We start from the raw sequence: 14,698 nt of genomic DNA, 5'->3' as shown, positions 1-14,698 counted from the left end.
CGAATTTGTTTGTAACCAATCCTGAAATGGCTCTTAGATTTCTGTGCCCACCTCTCATCGCAAAATCATCGATTTTTTGAAATCACACCACTCATGTATTGATTTAAATCGCGCAGATCCTTAATCCTCCAAGGGTACGGCGATAGCTTTACACCATTCTCTTGCAAAGTTTTGGGAATCAAGTCTCCGTTTGGACGAAGTATTATCGAGGATACAATAACACCAGGATAATCATTTAGTCGTTTTTTGAAAGCGGATGTTGTAAGATCAGGTGTAGGAGGATTGCTTTTATTAGCCAATGGTCCCGTTCCTTTGATATCCATTCCGTGGCACATGGCACATCTCTGTAAATAGAGATTTTTCCCATTGAAATTATCCGCGAAGGATAGTGATGTTTGAACTAGCGACAAAATTCCTAGCGAAGCGATGAATAATATTTTCATTTTTCATTTCCAAAAGATGCTGGCGTCGTTGCGCAGCCTTGGCCGATCCACTTGTACTGTCTGCGGCCGCGCGCCTAGCCAGAACCGCTTCGCTTCATTTTGAAACAACCTCTTAGCAAATCTTTAGCTGGCGGCCCCGGCGATTCGCTGCCGGACATCAAGGTACTCCGCCACGGCGCGCTGGAACACCGGCAACTTGCCGGTGAAAAAATGGTTAGCGCCGGGCACCACCACGACCGGCAGCTCCTGCGGGCGCGCCCAGTCGAACACCGCTTGCAGCGGCACATTGGCGTCGTTCTCGCCATGGATGACAAAAGCTTCGGCCGGCACCGTGGGCGTGTCGTAGGTGCGCCCGCCGGCCGCTGGCCCGGCCGGCATGCCGGCCAGGATCAGGTACGCGACGGGCTCGCCGCTCTGCAGCAAGCGCTGCGCCACGCGCGTCTGCACATAGGCGCCGAACGAGAATCCCGCCAGCGCCAGCGGCAGGCCCGGGTGCGCTGCCTGGATCTGCCGGACCACGGCAAGCACATCGTCCGTCTCGCCCGCCCCCGCATCGTGGCCGCCTTGCGTGCCGCCCACGCCCCGGAAATTCGGCCGCACGGCAAGGAAGCCTCGCGCCTGGAAGATCCTGGCCAGCGCCACCGGGATCTTGTGTTCCGCGCTGCCGCCCAGCAGCGGATGCGGGTGCGCCACGACAGCGATCGCGCGGATCGGGCCTTGCGGCGCATCCGCCAGGGCTTCGATGCTACCGGCAGCGCCATCGAACCAGATGCGATTGCCTGAGGGGGGAAGCGAGGACATAAGGAGGTAGGGGATTAGGCGTAGGAAAAAACAGACCGGCCAGCCTTGCGGGCAACGCGGCGGCTTTGCAGCCGCATTGTAATGCCCGCAAGGGTGGATGACAGCCACGGATGGTCGGATACAGAGGTCAGGCGGGAGCGTTCGCGCCGCGACCCGCGCCCGGCCGGTGCCTATACTCGTTGCATCACTTCCATGGCCTTGCGGCACCAATCAGGAGGACAGCCCATGACCGCCTCGCAAGCCGATCCCGATCCTGGCCCCGCGGCCCCGCCGCCGCCCGTCCCCAAGGCGGCAGGCGCACCGCCGCAGGTCGTGCCGGCCGGCTACCGGCAAGGCATCATCACCGCTATCACGGTCCTGCTGGGCTTCTCGCTGGCGTTCTGGCGCTTCTGGGGCTTCGAGAGTCCCGGCCACTGGAGTGTCCAGGCGCTGTTCGCCGCCACCTCCCTGATGGCGGCGGTGTGCCTGCAGATCATCGCCCTGTTCCGCTCGCTGCGGGTGGAGGACGACCAGGTGCCCGAGTACCGCAAGACGGTGCGCTGGTTCATCGCCTCGGCCATCGCGCTGCTGATCGGGTTGTTCGGCGCCATGCTGGATGCGGCCGTGGCGGGATAGGCGCCCGGAGGGCACGCCCTGCAGCCTGCATCGCGGCCAAGTAGAATGCACCCCGCCATTCAGGAAACACAAACAACAGGAGATAACGCCTATGCAGATTCCCGCTACGTTGGAGTGCCTTTGCGGCCAGGTGCAGCTGCGCATTGCCGGAGAACCGGTGGCGAGAGCCAATTGCCATTGCCAGGCCTGCCGGGATTTCTATGCCACGCCGGTGTTCGCCGCCACGGCCTGGGAGCCGGCCAACGTGGTGGTGGCGCGCGGCGCGCAGCACCTGGCCACCTATCATCATGCGACCCGGCAGCTCCAGCGCCAGTTTTGCCCGCAGTGCGGCGAAACGCTCTTTGGCATCAACCGGCTGGGCATGTCGGTGATCCCGAACACCCTTTTCGCGCGGGCCTGCGGCGGTGCGCTGCCGGATGCGCTGCAGCCAGCCATGCACTTGTTCTATCGCCATCGCGTGCTGGAAGTCGACGACGCCCTGCCCAAGTACCTCGACGGCTGGGATGGCCCGGTGCACAAGGCCGGGTTCTGAGCCAAGGGCCGCGGCCCGGATGCCATTGGCAGCGCCAGGCGCCCTAAGCGGGTTCAAGCATGCGGGTGCGGGTGCGAATGCCGGTGCGTGTGGTCGGCGTCAGCCTCGACCATCATGAAATGGTGAAGCGTTCCATGGTGTGGGCAAGAGTGCCGGGCGGAGTGCCTGGCTGGCGCGAACCACAATATACCTTGGCCGCGGCTTATTCCCGTTGCGCGACTGGCCGGTGCCGCGCAGGCATTGTCATGGCGGCTACGCCCGCGACGACACACGCCAGGCCGGCCCAAGCCCCCGCGGCCAGCGATTCCCCAAGAAACACGATGCCAATGGCCACGCCGATCGGCACGCGCAGATAGGCTTGCGCCGTGGTGCCCACCGGCCCCAGCGTACGTACCAGGCGAAAGTAGATGACAAAGGCCAGCGCGGTCGAGAACACGGATAACGCCAGCAGCGCCGCAAGCGATGACAGCGACGGATGCAGCGTCCAGGGCCGGTCGATGGCCAAGCTTGCCGGCACCAGCACCGCCGCCCCGACGATCATCGAGCCCGCGGCGGGCGCGGCGGCGGGCAGGTCCTTGAACGAGCGCCCGTAGATAGCCGCGCCGGCGTAGCAGACGGTCGCGGCAACGATGGCCAGTTGCGCAAGCAGTTGCTGCCCAAGCCCGCCCAGCACGCTGGTGCCGACGATCAGGCAGATGCCCGCAAGCCCCGCCACCACGCCGAACAGCTTGCGCGCCGTGATGCGCTCATGGCGCGTGACCAGCCACGTGCCCAGTACGGCGATCACCGGCGACGCGGAGTTCAGGATCGTCGCCAGCCCCGCCGGGACCGATTGCTCGGCCCACGCAATGAGCGTGAACGGCACTACGCTGTTGAGCATGGCCTGCACCGCAAAGCGGCGCCAGACTGCCGCACCGCGCGGGATCTGCATGCCTCTTGCCGCCATCCACGCCACCAGCAGCGCACCGGCGATCAACGTCCTGGCCGCAATCAGCGTGACGGGGGGAATCGTGGCCACCCCAAGCCGGATGAATGTGTAAGACGCGCCCCAGAGCGTGGACAAAGCCAGCAGCAGGACCATGTCCAGCGCGCGGCCGCTGGCGCCTTGGGCGTGGTTGGCGCGTGCATCCGCGCTGGGCAGGGCTGGCATGGCGTTCTCTCTGAAAGGGCTCATCGCCATTGTGGGCGCGTGCCGCGGGAGAACGTTTCAGCTTGTGGCGAAGCATGGATTGCAGGCCAAGCCAGCCCACATCAGGGCATCAGGGCGCCCTGCTGGAATCCCCACCCAGCGGATCCAGGGTGATCTGCACCTGCCTCAGGATGCCCTGCTTGTCGAAGTAGCAATTGAACAGCGAGGATAGGTTGCCCTCCTGGCGGAAGCGATAGGACCAGACGTCGCGCTGCATCAGCGGGTAGTACTGCACCGGCTCGAGCGGCTTGCCGAAATGCTCTTCCACGTCGCGCTTGGTCCAGCTATCGACCTTGGCCTGGTAGATCTCGGAAGTGACCAGCATCTGCCGGAAGTTCGTGAGTTTTCCGCTGGCATCGAAATCGGCCGCGTAGGCCTCATAGCCCAGCGGTTGCTTGGAGTAGATCCAGCGCCCGGAACCGTCGGCCAGCCGGTAGATATTGGTGGGCTCGCCGAAGGTCGCGCGCACCGCGCTTTCCGGGGCGCCGATCAGTTTCTGGCCTTCCTGCACCGGTTGCAGGACGGCGCAGGCTGGCAGCATCAGCAGCGCAGCCGCACAGATCAGCCAGCCGCCCACGTATTGCGAGGTGGTTTTCATAGCATTCCAGAGGGGAAACCGCCATGCCCGGCATGGCGTCCAAGGCTGAAATATATAGCATCCCCCGCCACCACGCCGTGGCGCGACAATACGGCATTGCCACGCCTTGCTGCCTTGCCCATGACCATCCGAACCGCCGCCCCCGCCCTGGCCGCCGCCCTGCTGTTTGGGGCAAGTACGCCACTTGCAAAGGCCCTGGCCGGGTCGATCCCGCCATTGCTGCTGGCCGGCCTGCTTTACCTGGGCAGCGGGCTGGGGCTTGGCATCCTGCTGGCGCTGCGGCGCAGCATGAGCGGCGCCGCAGCAAGCCCGCTCAGCGTGCCGCGCCAGGAGGCGCCATGGCTGCTGGGTGCCATCCTGGCCGGCGGCGTGGCGGGGCCGGCCCTGCTGATGACCGGCCTGGCCAGCACCAGCGCGGCATCGGCCTCCCTACTGCTGAACGTGGAAGGGGTATTCACCGCGCTGATCGCCTGGGTGGTCTTCAGGGAAAACGCCAGCCGCCACATCGTCCTTGGCATGCTTGCCATCGTGGCGGGCGGCTTGCTGTTGTCCTGGCAGCCGGGCAGCCTGCGGTTGTCCGCTGGCGCCTTGCTGATCGTCGGCGCGTGCCTGTGCTGGGCCATCGACAACAACCTGACGCGCAAGGTGTCAAGCAACGACGCCATGTTGATCGCCTGTATCAAGGGGCTGGTTGCCGGCGTGTGCAACACCGGGCTGGCACTGGCCGGCGGTAACCACCTGCCGGCGCTGCCCGCGCTGGGCGCGGCCATGATCATCGGGTTCCTCGGCTACGGCGTGAGCCTGGCTCTGTTCGTCATCGCGCTGCGGCTGCTGGGGACCGCCCGCACCGGCGCGTATTTCTCCGTGGCGCCGCTGTTCGGCGTGGCGATCGCGTTCGGCATGTGGCCGCAGGCTCCGCAGCCGGTGTTCTACGTGGCGGCGCTGCTGATGGCGCTGGGCGTGTGGTTGCACCTGCGCGAGCATCATGAGCACGAGCACAGCCACGAGGCGACCGAGCACAGCCACGCGCATCGCCACGATGCGCACCACCAGCACGAGCACGCCTTCGACTGGGACGGGCAGGAGCCGCACCGGCACCTGCATCGGCACGAGCCGCTGGTGCACAAGCACCCGCACTATCCGGATACGCATCACCGGCACTCGCACTGAGGCATTGAGGCACTGAGGCAAGGGCTCGGTATCCACACGGTTTTCTTGAAGCCGTGCACGTAGTTGCGTTTTTTTCCAACACTGCCCTGAGCGAGGCTGCCGTTGTTGAAATCGGTGATCGGCGGCTGTCGTGTCTTTCCATTTCGCCTGAATTCGATGCCAAGAAACGGAGTTCTTGCGCCTCGACAGGCGAGCAGACTGACGGCTGATCAATTTGAATATCGGAAAGAAGAATGAACACGCTTGCAAACAAAGTCGCCATCGTCACCGGCGCTAGTTCCGGGATTGGACGCGCGACCGCGCTACTTTTCGCTCGTGAGGGCGCAGCGGTGATCGTTGCCGCTCGTCGCAAGGCTGAGCTGGAAGACCTTGTGAGGGAAATCACTGAAAATGGCGGAACGGCTACATATGTCGCAGGCGACGTCAGGGAGGAGGCATATGCTCGGACTCTCGTTCAGACGGCTGTTGAGCGTTTCGGTGGATTGGACATCGCGTTCAACAACGCGGGGACACTCGGCGAAATGGGGCCTACACCGGGCGTCTCGGCGACGGGTTGGAGCGAGACCATTGACACCAACCTCACCAGCGCGTTCTTTGGCGCGAAGTATCAGATCCCCGCGATGGTGCTTCGTGGCGCCGGAAGCCTCATCTTCACTTCGACGTTTGTTGGGTACACCGTCGGCTTCCCCGGCGTCGCAGCCTACGCCGCCAGCAAGGCAGGATTGATTGGGTTGACACAATCACTCGCCGCAGAGTTTGGGCCGAAGGCCATTCGCGTCAATGCAATCCTTCCTGGCGGAGTAGACACGCCCATGGGGCGCACAATGAGTGCGTCGCCCGAAGCCATGGCTCATGTAGCAGGACTACACGCTCTCAAACGCATCGCGACACCGGAGGAACTTGCGCAGTCGGTCCTCTACATGGCATCCGGCGCCTCGTCATTCATGACCGGCGCAGCGCTGCTGGTTGACGGAGGCGTGTCGATCAATCGCACCTGATGTTGTTGGGACTTGGACTTGGGCTGGGGCTGGGGCTGGGGCTGGGGCTGCTAGAGGAAATGCTGGCCTGACGCGATCTACCGCCTGTTCAGTCGTTTCGACCTTCAATGCCTGCCGAACCGCCGGACGTTCGCCTGTCGCCTTCGAATCGGGAGCGATGGATGGCGGTATAGTACGGCCGGACGCTGACGGCTGCGATCAGGCCAAGTGCGGACATTCAACCTATCAACGAACGTCGTAACCACGCCTGGTTCTTCGGCATCAACCCATGAAGTTCAGACACCTATTGCTCGCTATCACCCTGACGTGCGTTGCGCTGCCGGCAACCACGCTTGCCGTCATCAAGCCATTGCGAGTGGTCGCCCCCACGCTGATGCCCGATGTCGCCTGCCCGCTCCCAGGCATCTGCATCGACGACCTGGCCAGACTCGCCGACGCGCAGGCGCTGTATCGGGAGGGGTATGCGAAGGCGGCCAGCGCAGTTGGCCCGTTCCGGCAATCGCCGCGTGTGGTGTTTTGCTCGACGCAGGCATGCGCCGATACCTTCGGGCTGGGGCGGCGTGCAGCGGTGGCGATCGGGAACTTCGGCACAGTGGTAGCCCCGCGGGGGTGGCAGGCGTTCTATGTCGCGCACGAGCTGATTCACCATCGGCAGGCAGAGATGCTGGGCAATATCGCCGTGGCGTCGCAACCCGGGTGGCTGATCGAAGGCATGGCGTACGCGTTGAGCGGCGACCCAAGGCATCCGCTGGGCGAGCCGTTCGAACAGTGGCGATCGCAGTTTGAGGCTTGGTATGCCGGCGTGGGTGCGAGCGACCTATGGGCGTCGGCGCGCGAGGTCCGCTGAGGTCTTTACGTCTCCCTACGTCTTCTTACGTCGTCAGACACAGAGCCTCGTTGTTCGCAGTCCGTCAATCGTGATGCTGACGCCAGCAAACGCTGGCATATCCCTCTTGGTCGCGTTCGGCGCTCAAGCGTGGCCAATCCAAGCCGGCTATCGCTTTCGCGTTCGTGGTTCGGCTTTGGCGTTGCGGGACTATGCCTCGCGCTTCAGCAATTCCCGCTTACGCTCAACGCCCCATCGATATCCAGAGATGTCGCCATCTCGCCGGATAACGCGATGGCAAGGAATGGCCACCGCGATATGATTTGCGCCGCAAGCCTGGGCAACTGCCCGCACGGCCTTCGGTGAACCTATACGCGCTGCGATCTCGGCGTAGCTGGCCGTTGCACCTGGCGGAATCTCGCGAAGCGCTTGCCAGACCCTCTCCTGGAACGCGGTACCTCGGACGTCGAGCGGAAGATTCAACCCGATTGCCGGCGCCTCGATGAAGCCGACAACGTTCGCGACCAGTCGCTCGAAATCCGCGTCCCCGCCGACGAGACTTGCTTTGCGGAACAGATCCTGCAGATCACGCACGAGAAGGTCGGGGTCATCTCCCAACAAGATCGCGCAGATGCCCCGTTGGCTTTGCGCCACCAGGATGGCACCCAGTGAGCACTGGCCGACAGCAAAGCGGATTACCGCGTTTTTGCCGCCACCCCGATAGTCACGTGCGCACATGCCGAGCATGCCGGCGGATGCCTCGTAGAAGCGACTGTTCGAATTGAACCCGGCCTCGTAGATCGCATTCGTAATGGTCTCGGCACCGGCGAGTTCCTCGCGCAGCCGCCGAGCACGGGACGCGCTCGCGTACGCTTTCGGAGTCAAACCAGTCTCGGCTTTGAATATCCGGTGGAAGTGAAACATGCTCATGCCAGCTTGCAGAGCTAGCGCTTCGAGATTGGGTTGGACCTCCGAGACGTCGATAAGCCGGCAAGCTTCGGCGACCAGGGCGGCACGCTGGGCAGCCGCAGCACTTCGGTCCGAAGAGACACGTCGACTGGATCGGTAACCGGCGGCTTCCGCGGCTTCGGCGGAATCGAAGAACTCGACGTTCTCCCGTTTCGGGAGACGGGCCGAGGAACTCGGGCGACAATAAATCCCCGTCGTCCTGACTCCGTAGACAAATTTTTCGTCTGCCGAAGGATCTCGCGCTTCCACGGCCGCCCATCGCTCGTCATCAAGCGAAGGAGCCCCTGGCATATTGGCATCTATATTCATGATCGCGTCCAAGAACGGCTTGGTGTGAGGACACTATAATCCTCGATTCGATCGCAAGAACTCCGTTTCTTGCGATCGAAACGCCTCACGGCGTACACCGCCACAAGTACCCGAAGCGATTCCCGCTATCCGGGGATGCCGAGGCCGCCCCTAGGGCGCGACGCCGCCATCCAGCGTGGCCAGCGCCGCCAGGTAGTCGTAGCGCTCGACTTGCGCGTGCAGGCGCTGGCAGCCATCGGCGGACAGCAGGCGGGTAAAGACGTCCCGGTAGCGGGCGAAGGTGTGATTGGCCGCGCTGTCGCCCTCTTCCAGCTGTTCGCGCAGGAGCTTGAGCACCGCCTCCTGCGTGACATCGGGATCCGCAAGGGGGCCGGACGTATCCGGCGCGCCGCCATCCAACGCTGCGGGCCCGGTTGGCAGGTGCGTGCGCAAGGTCGCCAGCAATGGCGGGAAGGTGGTGCGCAAGGCCGCCAGCAGCGTGACGGGGTCGGGGCGCCCGGGCGCATGAGGAAGTTGCAGGCTCGCCTCCAGCGTAGCCGCCGCGCACGAGATCGACATGGCACCGAGATTGGCGGCCAAGCCCTTGAGCGAGTGCGCGAGCGACAACGCGCCGTCGCGGTCGCCGCGGGACAGCCGCTCGCCGATCCGGTCCGGCATGTCTGCGTAACCGCTGGCAAAGCGCTCAAGCAGCTGCCGGTAGACTTCCGCGCGGCCGCTGACGCGGCCCAGGCCGCCGCCGACGTCAAGATACGCAGAGGTTGCCAGCGCGTCCACCCAGGCCGGCCGGGACCCGGCTGACGGGGCCGCGTCGTCGCCGCCCGGGACCGCCAGCCACTGGCGCAGCATGGCATAGAAGGCCGGCGGGCTGATCGGCTTGGCGATATGGTCGTTCATGCCGGCTGCCAGGCAGCGCGCCCGGTCTTCCGGCAACGCGTTGGCCGTCATCGCCACCACCGGCAGGCTTGCGAACTTCTCTTGCTCGCGGATGTGCCGGGTGGCTTCAAACCCGTCCATCACGGGCATCTGCACGTCCATCAGGACCAGGTCGTAAGCGCCGGCCTGGAGCAGGTGCAGCGCCACGGCGCCGTTCTCGGCCGTATCGGGGTAGATGCCCGCGGCCTGCAGCAAGTGGACCGCGACCTCGCGGTTGATGTCGTTGTCTTCTACCAGCAGCACGCGCGCGCTCGGCAACTCCGGCATGGCATCGAGCGCCGCCGAATGCGGCTCCGCCGCCTCCGGTGGCGCGTCATTGTCCGGGGACAGCGTGCGCACCGTCGCCTCCAGCAGCAGCGATGCGCTCACCGGCTTGATCAACGTCGCGTCAAAGCCCGATCGCTCGCCCTCGCGCAAGACTTCCTCGCGGCCATGGGCGGTAATCATGACGCGGCGCGGGCGCGGGTGGCACAGGCGCATGGCGTCGATGTGGCGAGCGGTCTCGATGCCGTCAAGACCAGGCATCTTCCAGTCGATGAACACGGCCTGGTAGGGATCGGCGGCTTCGTCGGCCTGGGCAATCCTTGCCAGAGCGGCACGGCCTGAGGCGGCCTCGTCCACGCGGAAGCCAAAGTTGCGCAGCATGGCAATGATGACCTGGCGGGCGTAGTCGTGATCGTCCGCCACCAGCAGGCGGCAGCCCGCCAGCTGTGGCGCGACCAAGGCGCTGGCAGGCCGCTTCTTGCCCGCCAGCAGGTCCAGCTCGAACCAGAAGTTGCTGCCCTTGCCCGGCGTGCTTTCGACCCCGAGGGTGCCGCCCATCAACTCCACCAAACGGCGGCAGATGGCCAGGCCCAGGCCGCTGCCGCCGTAGCGCCGGGTAGTCGAGGCGTCGGCCTGCTCGAAACTCTGGAACAGGCGCGAGCAGGTAGCCGCGTCAATGCCGATGCCGGTGTCGCGCACCTCGAAGCGCAAGCGGATGCGGGGCTGGCATTGCCCGTCGCCGTGGTGCTCGACGCGTATGACGATTTCACCCTGGTGCGTGAACTTCACCGCGTTGTTGGCGAAGTTGATCAGGATCTGGCGCAGGCGCAGCGGATCGCCGCGCAGCGAGTCCGGCACGTCCGGGGCGACTTCGACGATCAGCTCGAGGTGCTTGGCATCGGCCCGCTCGGCCACCAGGTCGCACACCGTGCGCAGCATCCGCTCCAGCGAAAAATCGACCCGCTCGATCTCCAGCTTGCCGGCCTCGATCTTCGACAGGTCGAGGATGTCATCGATGATCTCGAGCAGATGCTGGCCGGAATGCTGGATCTTTTCCAGGTAGCCGCGCTGCTTGTCGTCGAGCCGCGTGCGCAGCGCCAGATGTGCCATGCCGATCACCGCATTCATCGGGGTACGGATCTCATGGCTCATGTTGGCCAGGAAGCTGGCCTTGGCATGCGCCGCGCTCTCCGCGGCCTGCTTGGCCACGACCAGTTCGGCATTGGTCTCGGCAAGCTCGCGCGTACGTACCTCGACGCGGCGCTCCAGCGTCTGGGACAGCGAGGTCAGCCGGTGGTTGGCCTCGACCTGCTCCGTGATATCGATGCCCACCGCGCCGACCCCCACCACCTCATGGGTAGCCGGGTTGCGCACCGGGAAGCGCGTCACCTGGAGATGGCGCTCGCCATGGGGCGTCTGAAGCGCATAGACATGCTCCTCGGCCTTGCCCGAGGACATCACGCGCGCCTCCATGTCCCGGCGTACCCGCGCGACTTCAGGGTTGGAGCCGGAATCCCAGTCGGACCTGCCCAGGACTTCGCCCTCGCTCGCGCCGAGCAGCGCCTGCATGGCCGGGTTAAGGGCCAGCATGGCGTGATCGCGGTCCTTGAGCGACATGATGGCGGGCGAGTGCTCGAGCATCGCGCGCATCCTTTCCTGGCTCTCCGCCAGGCGCCTGCCGTCCCGCCGCGCGATCCACGTGGCGGTGCCGATCAGCAGCAGGATGATGGCCGTCAGTGCCGCCAGCACGTCGCGGGTAAACAGGTACGGGGCGAACGCTTCGCCCATGTTCTGCTCCACGATCAAGCCCATCTCCAGGCCGGGGACCCAGATCCCTGCGCCCGCGGCCCGCTGGCCACGGTAGTCGGCATAGTCGTAGGCAAGCACAGAGGCATGGTCGCGCAGCAAGCGCTCGGCAACCAGGGTCAGCGGGCCGCCCGGCTGGGCGCTGCCCCCGTCCTTGCCGCTTTGGCCGGGGACCCGGGCCCATACGTTGAGCATGGACGCGGTGCCCGGCGCCAGCCGGCCCTTGGCCTCCAGCTCCGGGCCGAAGCGGCTGGGAGACACCAGCCGGCCCCGGGCGTCGATGGCGTAGAGCTCACCGGTGCGGCCGAACTGGCCGGCCGCGATGATAGGCAGCATCACGGCACCGGGATCCAGCCGCAGGCATAGCACGCCAATGGCGCGTCCCGCGTCCAGCAGCCGGGCGCACACCACCTGGAACGGCAGGTCCACCAGCGTGCCCCATGGGTCCCGGGTTCGCTCCGGGGCAGGATAAGGCGGCGAGGCCGCGCTGCCCTCTTCCAGCGCCCGCCGGGCCGTCCGGGCAGGTTCCGGCAAGAGCAGGCGGCCGGTGCGGCCGGGCAGCTCCGACGCCACGATCTTGAGGTCCGGCGTAGCCAGGACATAACCGAGGTAGCCGCTGCTCTGGAAGACCGGGGTCACCCAGCGTTCGAACCTGGCCACCGCCTCGCCATCCGGCAACGGCTGGCCTGGCGCCAAGAGCAGCGGGCGCGCAAGCCTGAGCGCCTCCGGCAGGCGCGCAATCCGCTCGGCGCGCCGCTGTTGCTCGCCACTCCAGAGTCCCAGCAGCCGCGCGTTCGTCGCCAGCATCGACTCCACCCGCGCGCCCAGGTTGGCCCGGTCGTTCTCGTACACCAGCTGGGCGGCGCCGCCGGCCAGCAGGCAGACTGTCACCACCAGCAGCACGGGATAGACGTAGCGCCGCAGACCGGCGCGCGTGGCCACCCGCCTGCGCCAGGCAGCCAGCCATCCAGAGGCGGATGCGCCCATCATGCCTGCGGCGTGGTGACGGGATAGCCGTTGGCGGCCACTAATGCCGCCTCGCGTGCATGGTCCGCGTCGGTGTCCGCGTAGCGTTGCGAAATGGCCAGGAACTCCGGCGCGATGGCCAGGAACGCGTCCACCATGTCCGGATCGAAATGGCTGCCGCGTCCTTCGCTGATCATCCTTACCGCCTGCTCGTGCGGAAATGCGGGCTTGTAGACGCGCCGGCTGATAAGCGCATCGTAGACATCGGCGATCGCCATCAGGCGCGCGGAGACAGGAATCGCATCGCCCGACAACCCGTCGGGGTAGCCGCTGCCGTTCCATTTCTCCTGGTGATAGTGCGCAATCTCGCGGGCGTAGCGCAGGAAGGAGTTAGGGGTGCCGCACTGGGCCTCGGCGTGCGCAATGGCATCACGCCCCAGCGTGGTGTGGGTCTTCATGACCTCGAACTCTTCGGCGGTCAGCTTGCCGGGCTTGAGCAGGATGCGATCGGGGATGCCGACCTTGCCGATGTCGTGCAGCGGGGCCGACTTGAACAGCAGCTCGATGGTCTCGTCGTTGAGCTCGTCGCAAAAGCGAGCATGGTGGCGCAGCGCCTGCGCCAGGCGGCGCACGTAGTGCTGGGTGCGCCGCAGGTGGTTGCCGGTTTCATTGTCGCGCGTCTCCGCCAGGGATGCCATGGCCATGATGGTGACGTCCTGGATCACGGAGATCTCCCGCAGCCGGCGCTGCACCTCCTGCTCCAGGTAGGCCGACTTGTCCCGGAGAAAATCCCTGGCGTTCTTGAGGGTGAGATGGGTGGCGATGCGCGCGTGCATCACCAACGGGCTGAGCGGCTTCATGATGTAGTCCACCGCGCCCACCTGGAACCCGCGCGTCTCGTCGTGCTCGCCGGTACGGGATGTCAGGAAGATCACCGGCACGTCCATGGTGGCCGGGTTCGCCTTGAGCTGGCGGCACGCTTCGTAGCCGTCCATGTCAGGCATCATCACGTCAAGCAAGATCAGGCTTGGCGCCGCCGCCGTGGCGATGCGCACCGCCGCACTGCCCGAGGTCGCCACCTTCACCCGATAGCGATCCTGAAGCAACGCGGCCATCATCGCGATGTTTTCTGGAAGATCATCCACCACAAGAATCGTGGGCAGGGCGTCGGAATTATCAGAGCGCATGGGGAGATTCAGGTCGGGATACTTGCCGGGCAGGCAAGATGACGGCGTTTCCGGCGCGCTTCGAAAGACATACCGTCATATTGCGTTGACATAGCGGATTACTCGCACCGGTTCGCTTTTCGCCCGGGCCAGGCCACAGATTGCACGGGACGCAACAACCCCAGGCGCATCCCGGCCCCTGCCTTGCCATAACGGCCATCTTGCGTCGCAATTCAGCCCCCTCTTGCGGAGGGCATAAAGGTTTGGCATCCGCTGCCGTTAACCCCGCTCCGGGCGGGCATGGCAAAAAAAAAGCCCACCGAAGTGGGCTTTCGCAAGAGCAACGGACATCGGTCACATGGCATTGACACTGACACCCCGCGATCGCTTCAATGCACGCCGACTACGTCAAAAAAAAGACGCGTCCGCATTGCCGGCACCGCCACACACCACGCACCGCACCGGCCGTTGCCCGACCAACAGCGAGTCCATGCAGGCATCAAGGCCCGTCTTTCGCTGAATCGAAGCAACGGCGGCATTGTCATTGGCTCTCGCAAGATCGGAAAGAGTAAGAATACTCTCCCCCTCCCCCAATTTTCCCCTGGCAACGGATGCGGATACGGGGTGTGCAACCTGAGTAATTCCACTCTTTCGCGGCGGCCATCGCCGAGCCATCATGAGGCATGGAATCTCATCAGCAAACGGTTCGCCATACCTTGCGCATCGACCAGTGGATAACGGCGGTGGGCGGCGGGGAAACGTCGCTGGCGTATGACGACTGGTTAAGCCACGTTCTCAATGGCCTGGCGCCCGGACTGAAGGAGCATGCCATATCGATAGCAACCCGGGAAGGCAAGTGCGAGTTCCGGCTCCAGCATCGCGCACGCTATGAAGTCCGGCATCCGAGGATCGGCATCCGGCGCTTCGTGTGCGCCGTCGACAGCGATGCGACATTGATCGCCTTCGAGAATACGATCTCCGGTGTCCGCTACCCATGGGTGACGATCGACGGCGCACTCACCCACGTTGAACTGTTCACACTCAGGTTGCTATCCGCCGGACTCGACCTGTGTGCCGCCCCGGTCGGTGTGGAGAGCCGCTGAAACGTTGATG

At 64.9% G+C, this 14,698-nt stretch carries 13 protein-coding genes; 6 read left to right on the top strand and 7 right to left on the bottom strand.

Going from position 1 to position 14,698, the window contains the following annotated elements; translation table 11 throughout:
• Nucleotides 1-65: 65 nt before the first annotated feature.
• The gene (locus tag AC07XB_RS26510) at nucleotides 66-443 is read right to left on the bottom strand and encodes a c-type cytochrome (protein ID WP_492813024.1); all 378 of its coding nucleotides are present in this window, start codon (nucleotides 441-443) and stop codon (nucleotides 66-68) included.
• Between the two features lie 123 nt (nucleotides 444-566).
• Nucleotides 567-1,244 (bottom strand): alpha/beta hydrolase, encoded by a 678-nt coding sequence (locus tag AC07XB_RS26505; protein WP_492373412.1) that lies wholly within the window; start codon nucleotides 1,242-1,244, stop codon nucleotides 567-569.
• Nucleotides 1,245-1,469: 225 nt separating this feature from the next.
• Here AC07XB_RS26505 and AC07XB_RS26500 point away from each other — a divergent pair, with 225 nt between their 5' ends.
• Entirely contained in the window at nucleotides 1,470-1,859 is a 390-nt protein-coding gene (locus AC07XB_RS26500) for a hypothetical protein (RefSeq protein ID WP_492828875.1), read from the top strand.
• Nucleotides 1,860-1,950: 91 nt separating this feature from the next.
• Nucleotides 1,951-2,391 (top strand): GFA family protein, encoded by a 441-nt coding sequence (locus AC07XB_RS26495; RefSeq protein ID WP_492373414.1) that lies wholly within the window; start codon nucleotides 1,951-1,953, stop codon nucleotides 2,389-2,391.
• Between the two features lie 202 nt (nucleotides 2,392-2,593).
• Here the strand turns inward: AC07XB_RS26495 and AC07XB_RS26490 are convergent, their stop codons facing one another.
• Both AC07XB_RS26490 and AC07XB_RS26485 read right to left on the bottom strand, forming a co-directional pair.
• A complete protein-coding gene (locus AC07XB_RS26490) occupies nucleotides 2,594-3,541 on the bottom strand; it encodes a DMT family transporter (RefSeq protein WP_492813027.1) in 948 nt (315 codons plus the stop codon).
• 109 nt (nucleotides 3,542-3,650) lie between these two features.
• Nucleotides 3,651-4,178: a hypothetical protein gene (locus AC07XB_RS26485; RefSeq protein WP_492828877.1), complete on the bottom strand. Its 528-nt coding sequence runs from the start codon at nucleotides 4,176-4,178 to the stop codon at nucleotides 3,651-3,653.
• Between the two features lie 120 nt (nucleotides 4,179-4,298).
• Here AC07XB_RS26485 and AC07XB_RS26480 point away from each other — a divergent pair, with 120 nt between their 5' ends.
• From AC07XB_RS26480 to AC07XB_RS26470, 3 genes are all read left to right on the top strand, one after another.
• Complete coding sequence (locus AC07XB_RS26480; protein ID WP_492813031.1) at nucleotides 4,299-5,348, top strand: DMT family transporter; 1,050 nt, start codon at nucleotides 4,299-4,301, stop codon at nucleotides 5,346-5,348.
• A gap of 233 nt (nucleotides 5,349-5,581) precedes the next feature.
• Nucleotides 5,582-6,346, top strand: coding sequence for an SDR family oxidoreductase (locus AC07XB_RS26475; protein WP_492373418.1), 765 nt, complete (start codon nucleotides 5,582-5,584; stop codon nucleotides 6,344-6,346).
• Nucleotides 6,347-6,614: 268 nt separating this feature from the next.
• Nucleotides 6,615-7,193 (top strand): hypothetical protein, encoded by a 579-nt coding sequence (locus AC07XB_RS26470; RefSeq protein WP_492828879.1) that lies wholly within the window; start codon nucleotides 6,615-6,617, stop codon nucleotides 7,191-7,193.
• A 189-nt stretch (nucleotides 7,194-7,382) separates the two neighbouring features.
• Here the strand turns inward: AC07XB_RS26470 and ada are convergent, their stop codons facing one another.
• From ada to AC07XB_RS26455, 3 genes are all read right to left on the bottom strand, one after another.
• The gene (gene ada / locus AC07XB_RS26465; RefSeq protein WP_492373420.1) at nucleotides 7,383-8,450 is read right to left on the bottom strand and encodes a bifunctional DNA-binding transcriptional regulator/O6-methylguanine-DNA methyltransferase Ada; all 1,068 of its coding nucleotides are present in this window, start codon (nucleotides 8,448-8,450) and stop codon (nucleotides 7,383-7,385) included.
• 150 nt (nucleotides 8,451-8,600) lie between these two features.
• Nucleotides 8,601-12,443: a response regulator gene (locus AC07XB_RS26460; protein WP_492813034.1), complete on the bottom strand. Its 3,843-nt coding sequence runs from the start codon at nucleotides 12,441-12,443 to the stop codon at nucleotides 8,601-8,603.
• A complete protein-coding gene (locus AC07XB_RS26455; RefSeq protein ID WP_492813036.1) occupies nucleotides 12,440-13,606 on the bottom strand; it encodes an HD domain-containing phosphohydrolase in 1,167 nt (388 codons plus the stop codon). Before AC07XB_RS26455 ends, AC07XB_RS26460 begins: the two co-directional genes overlap by 4 nt.
• Before the next feature lie 662 nt (nucleotides 13,607-14,268).
• Between AC07XB_RS26455 and AC07XB_RS26450 the strand changes: the two genes are divergently transcribed.
• Nucleotides 14,269-14,688, top strand: a complete 420-nt coding sequence (locus AC07XB_RS26450) for a hypothetical protein (protein ID WP_492373423.1) — start codon at nucleotides 14,269-14,271, stop codon at nucleotides 14,686-14,688.
• Nucleotides 14,689-14,698: the final 10 nt, after the last annotated feature.

Source organism: Cupriavidus sp. GW821-FHT02F09 (assembly GCF_059421605.1).
The sequence above is the reverse complement of the archived record's forward strand: the minus strand, read 5'-3'. Positions and strand labels throughout refer to the sequence as shown.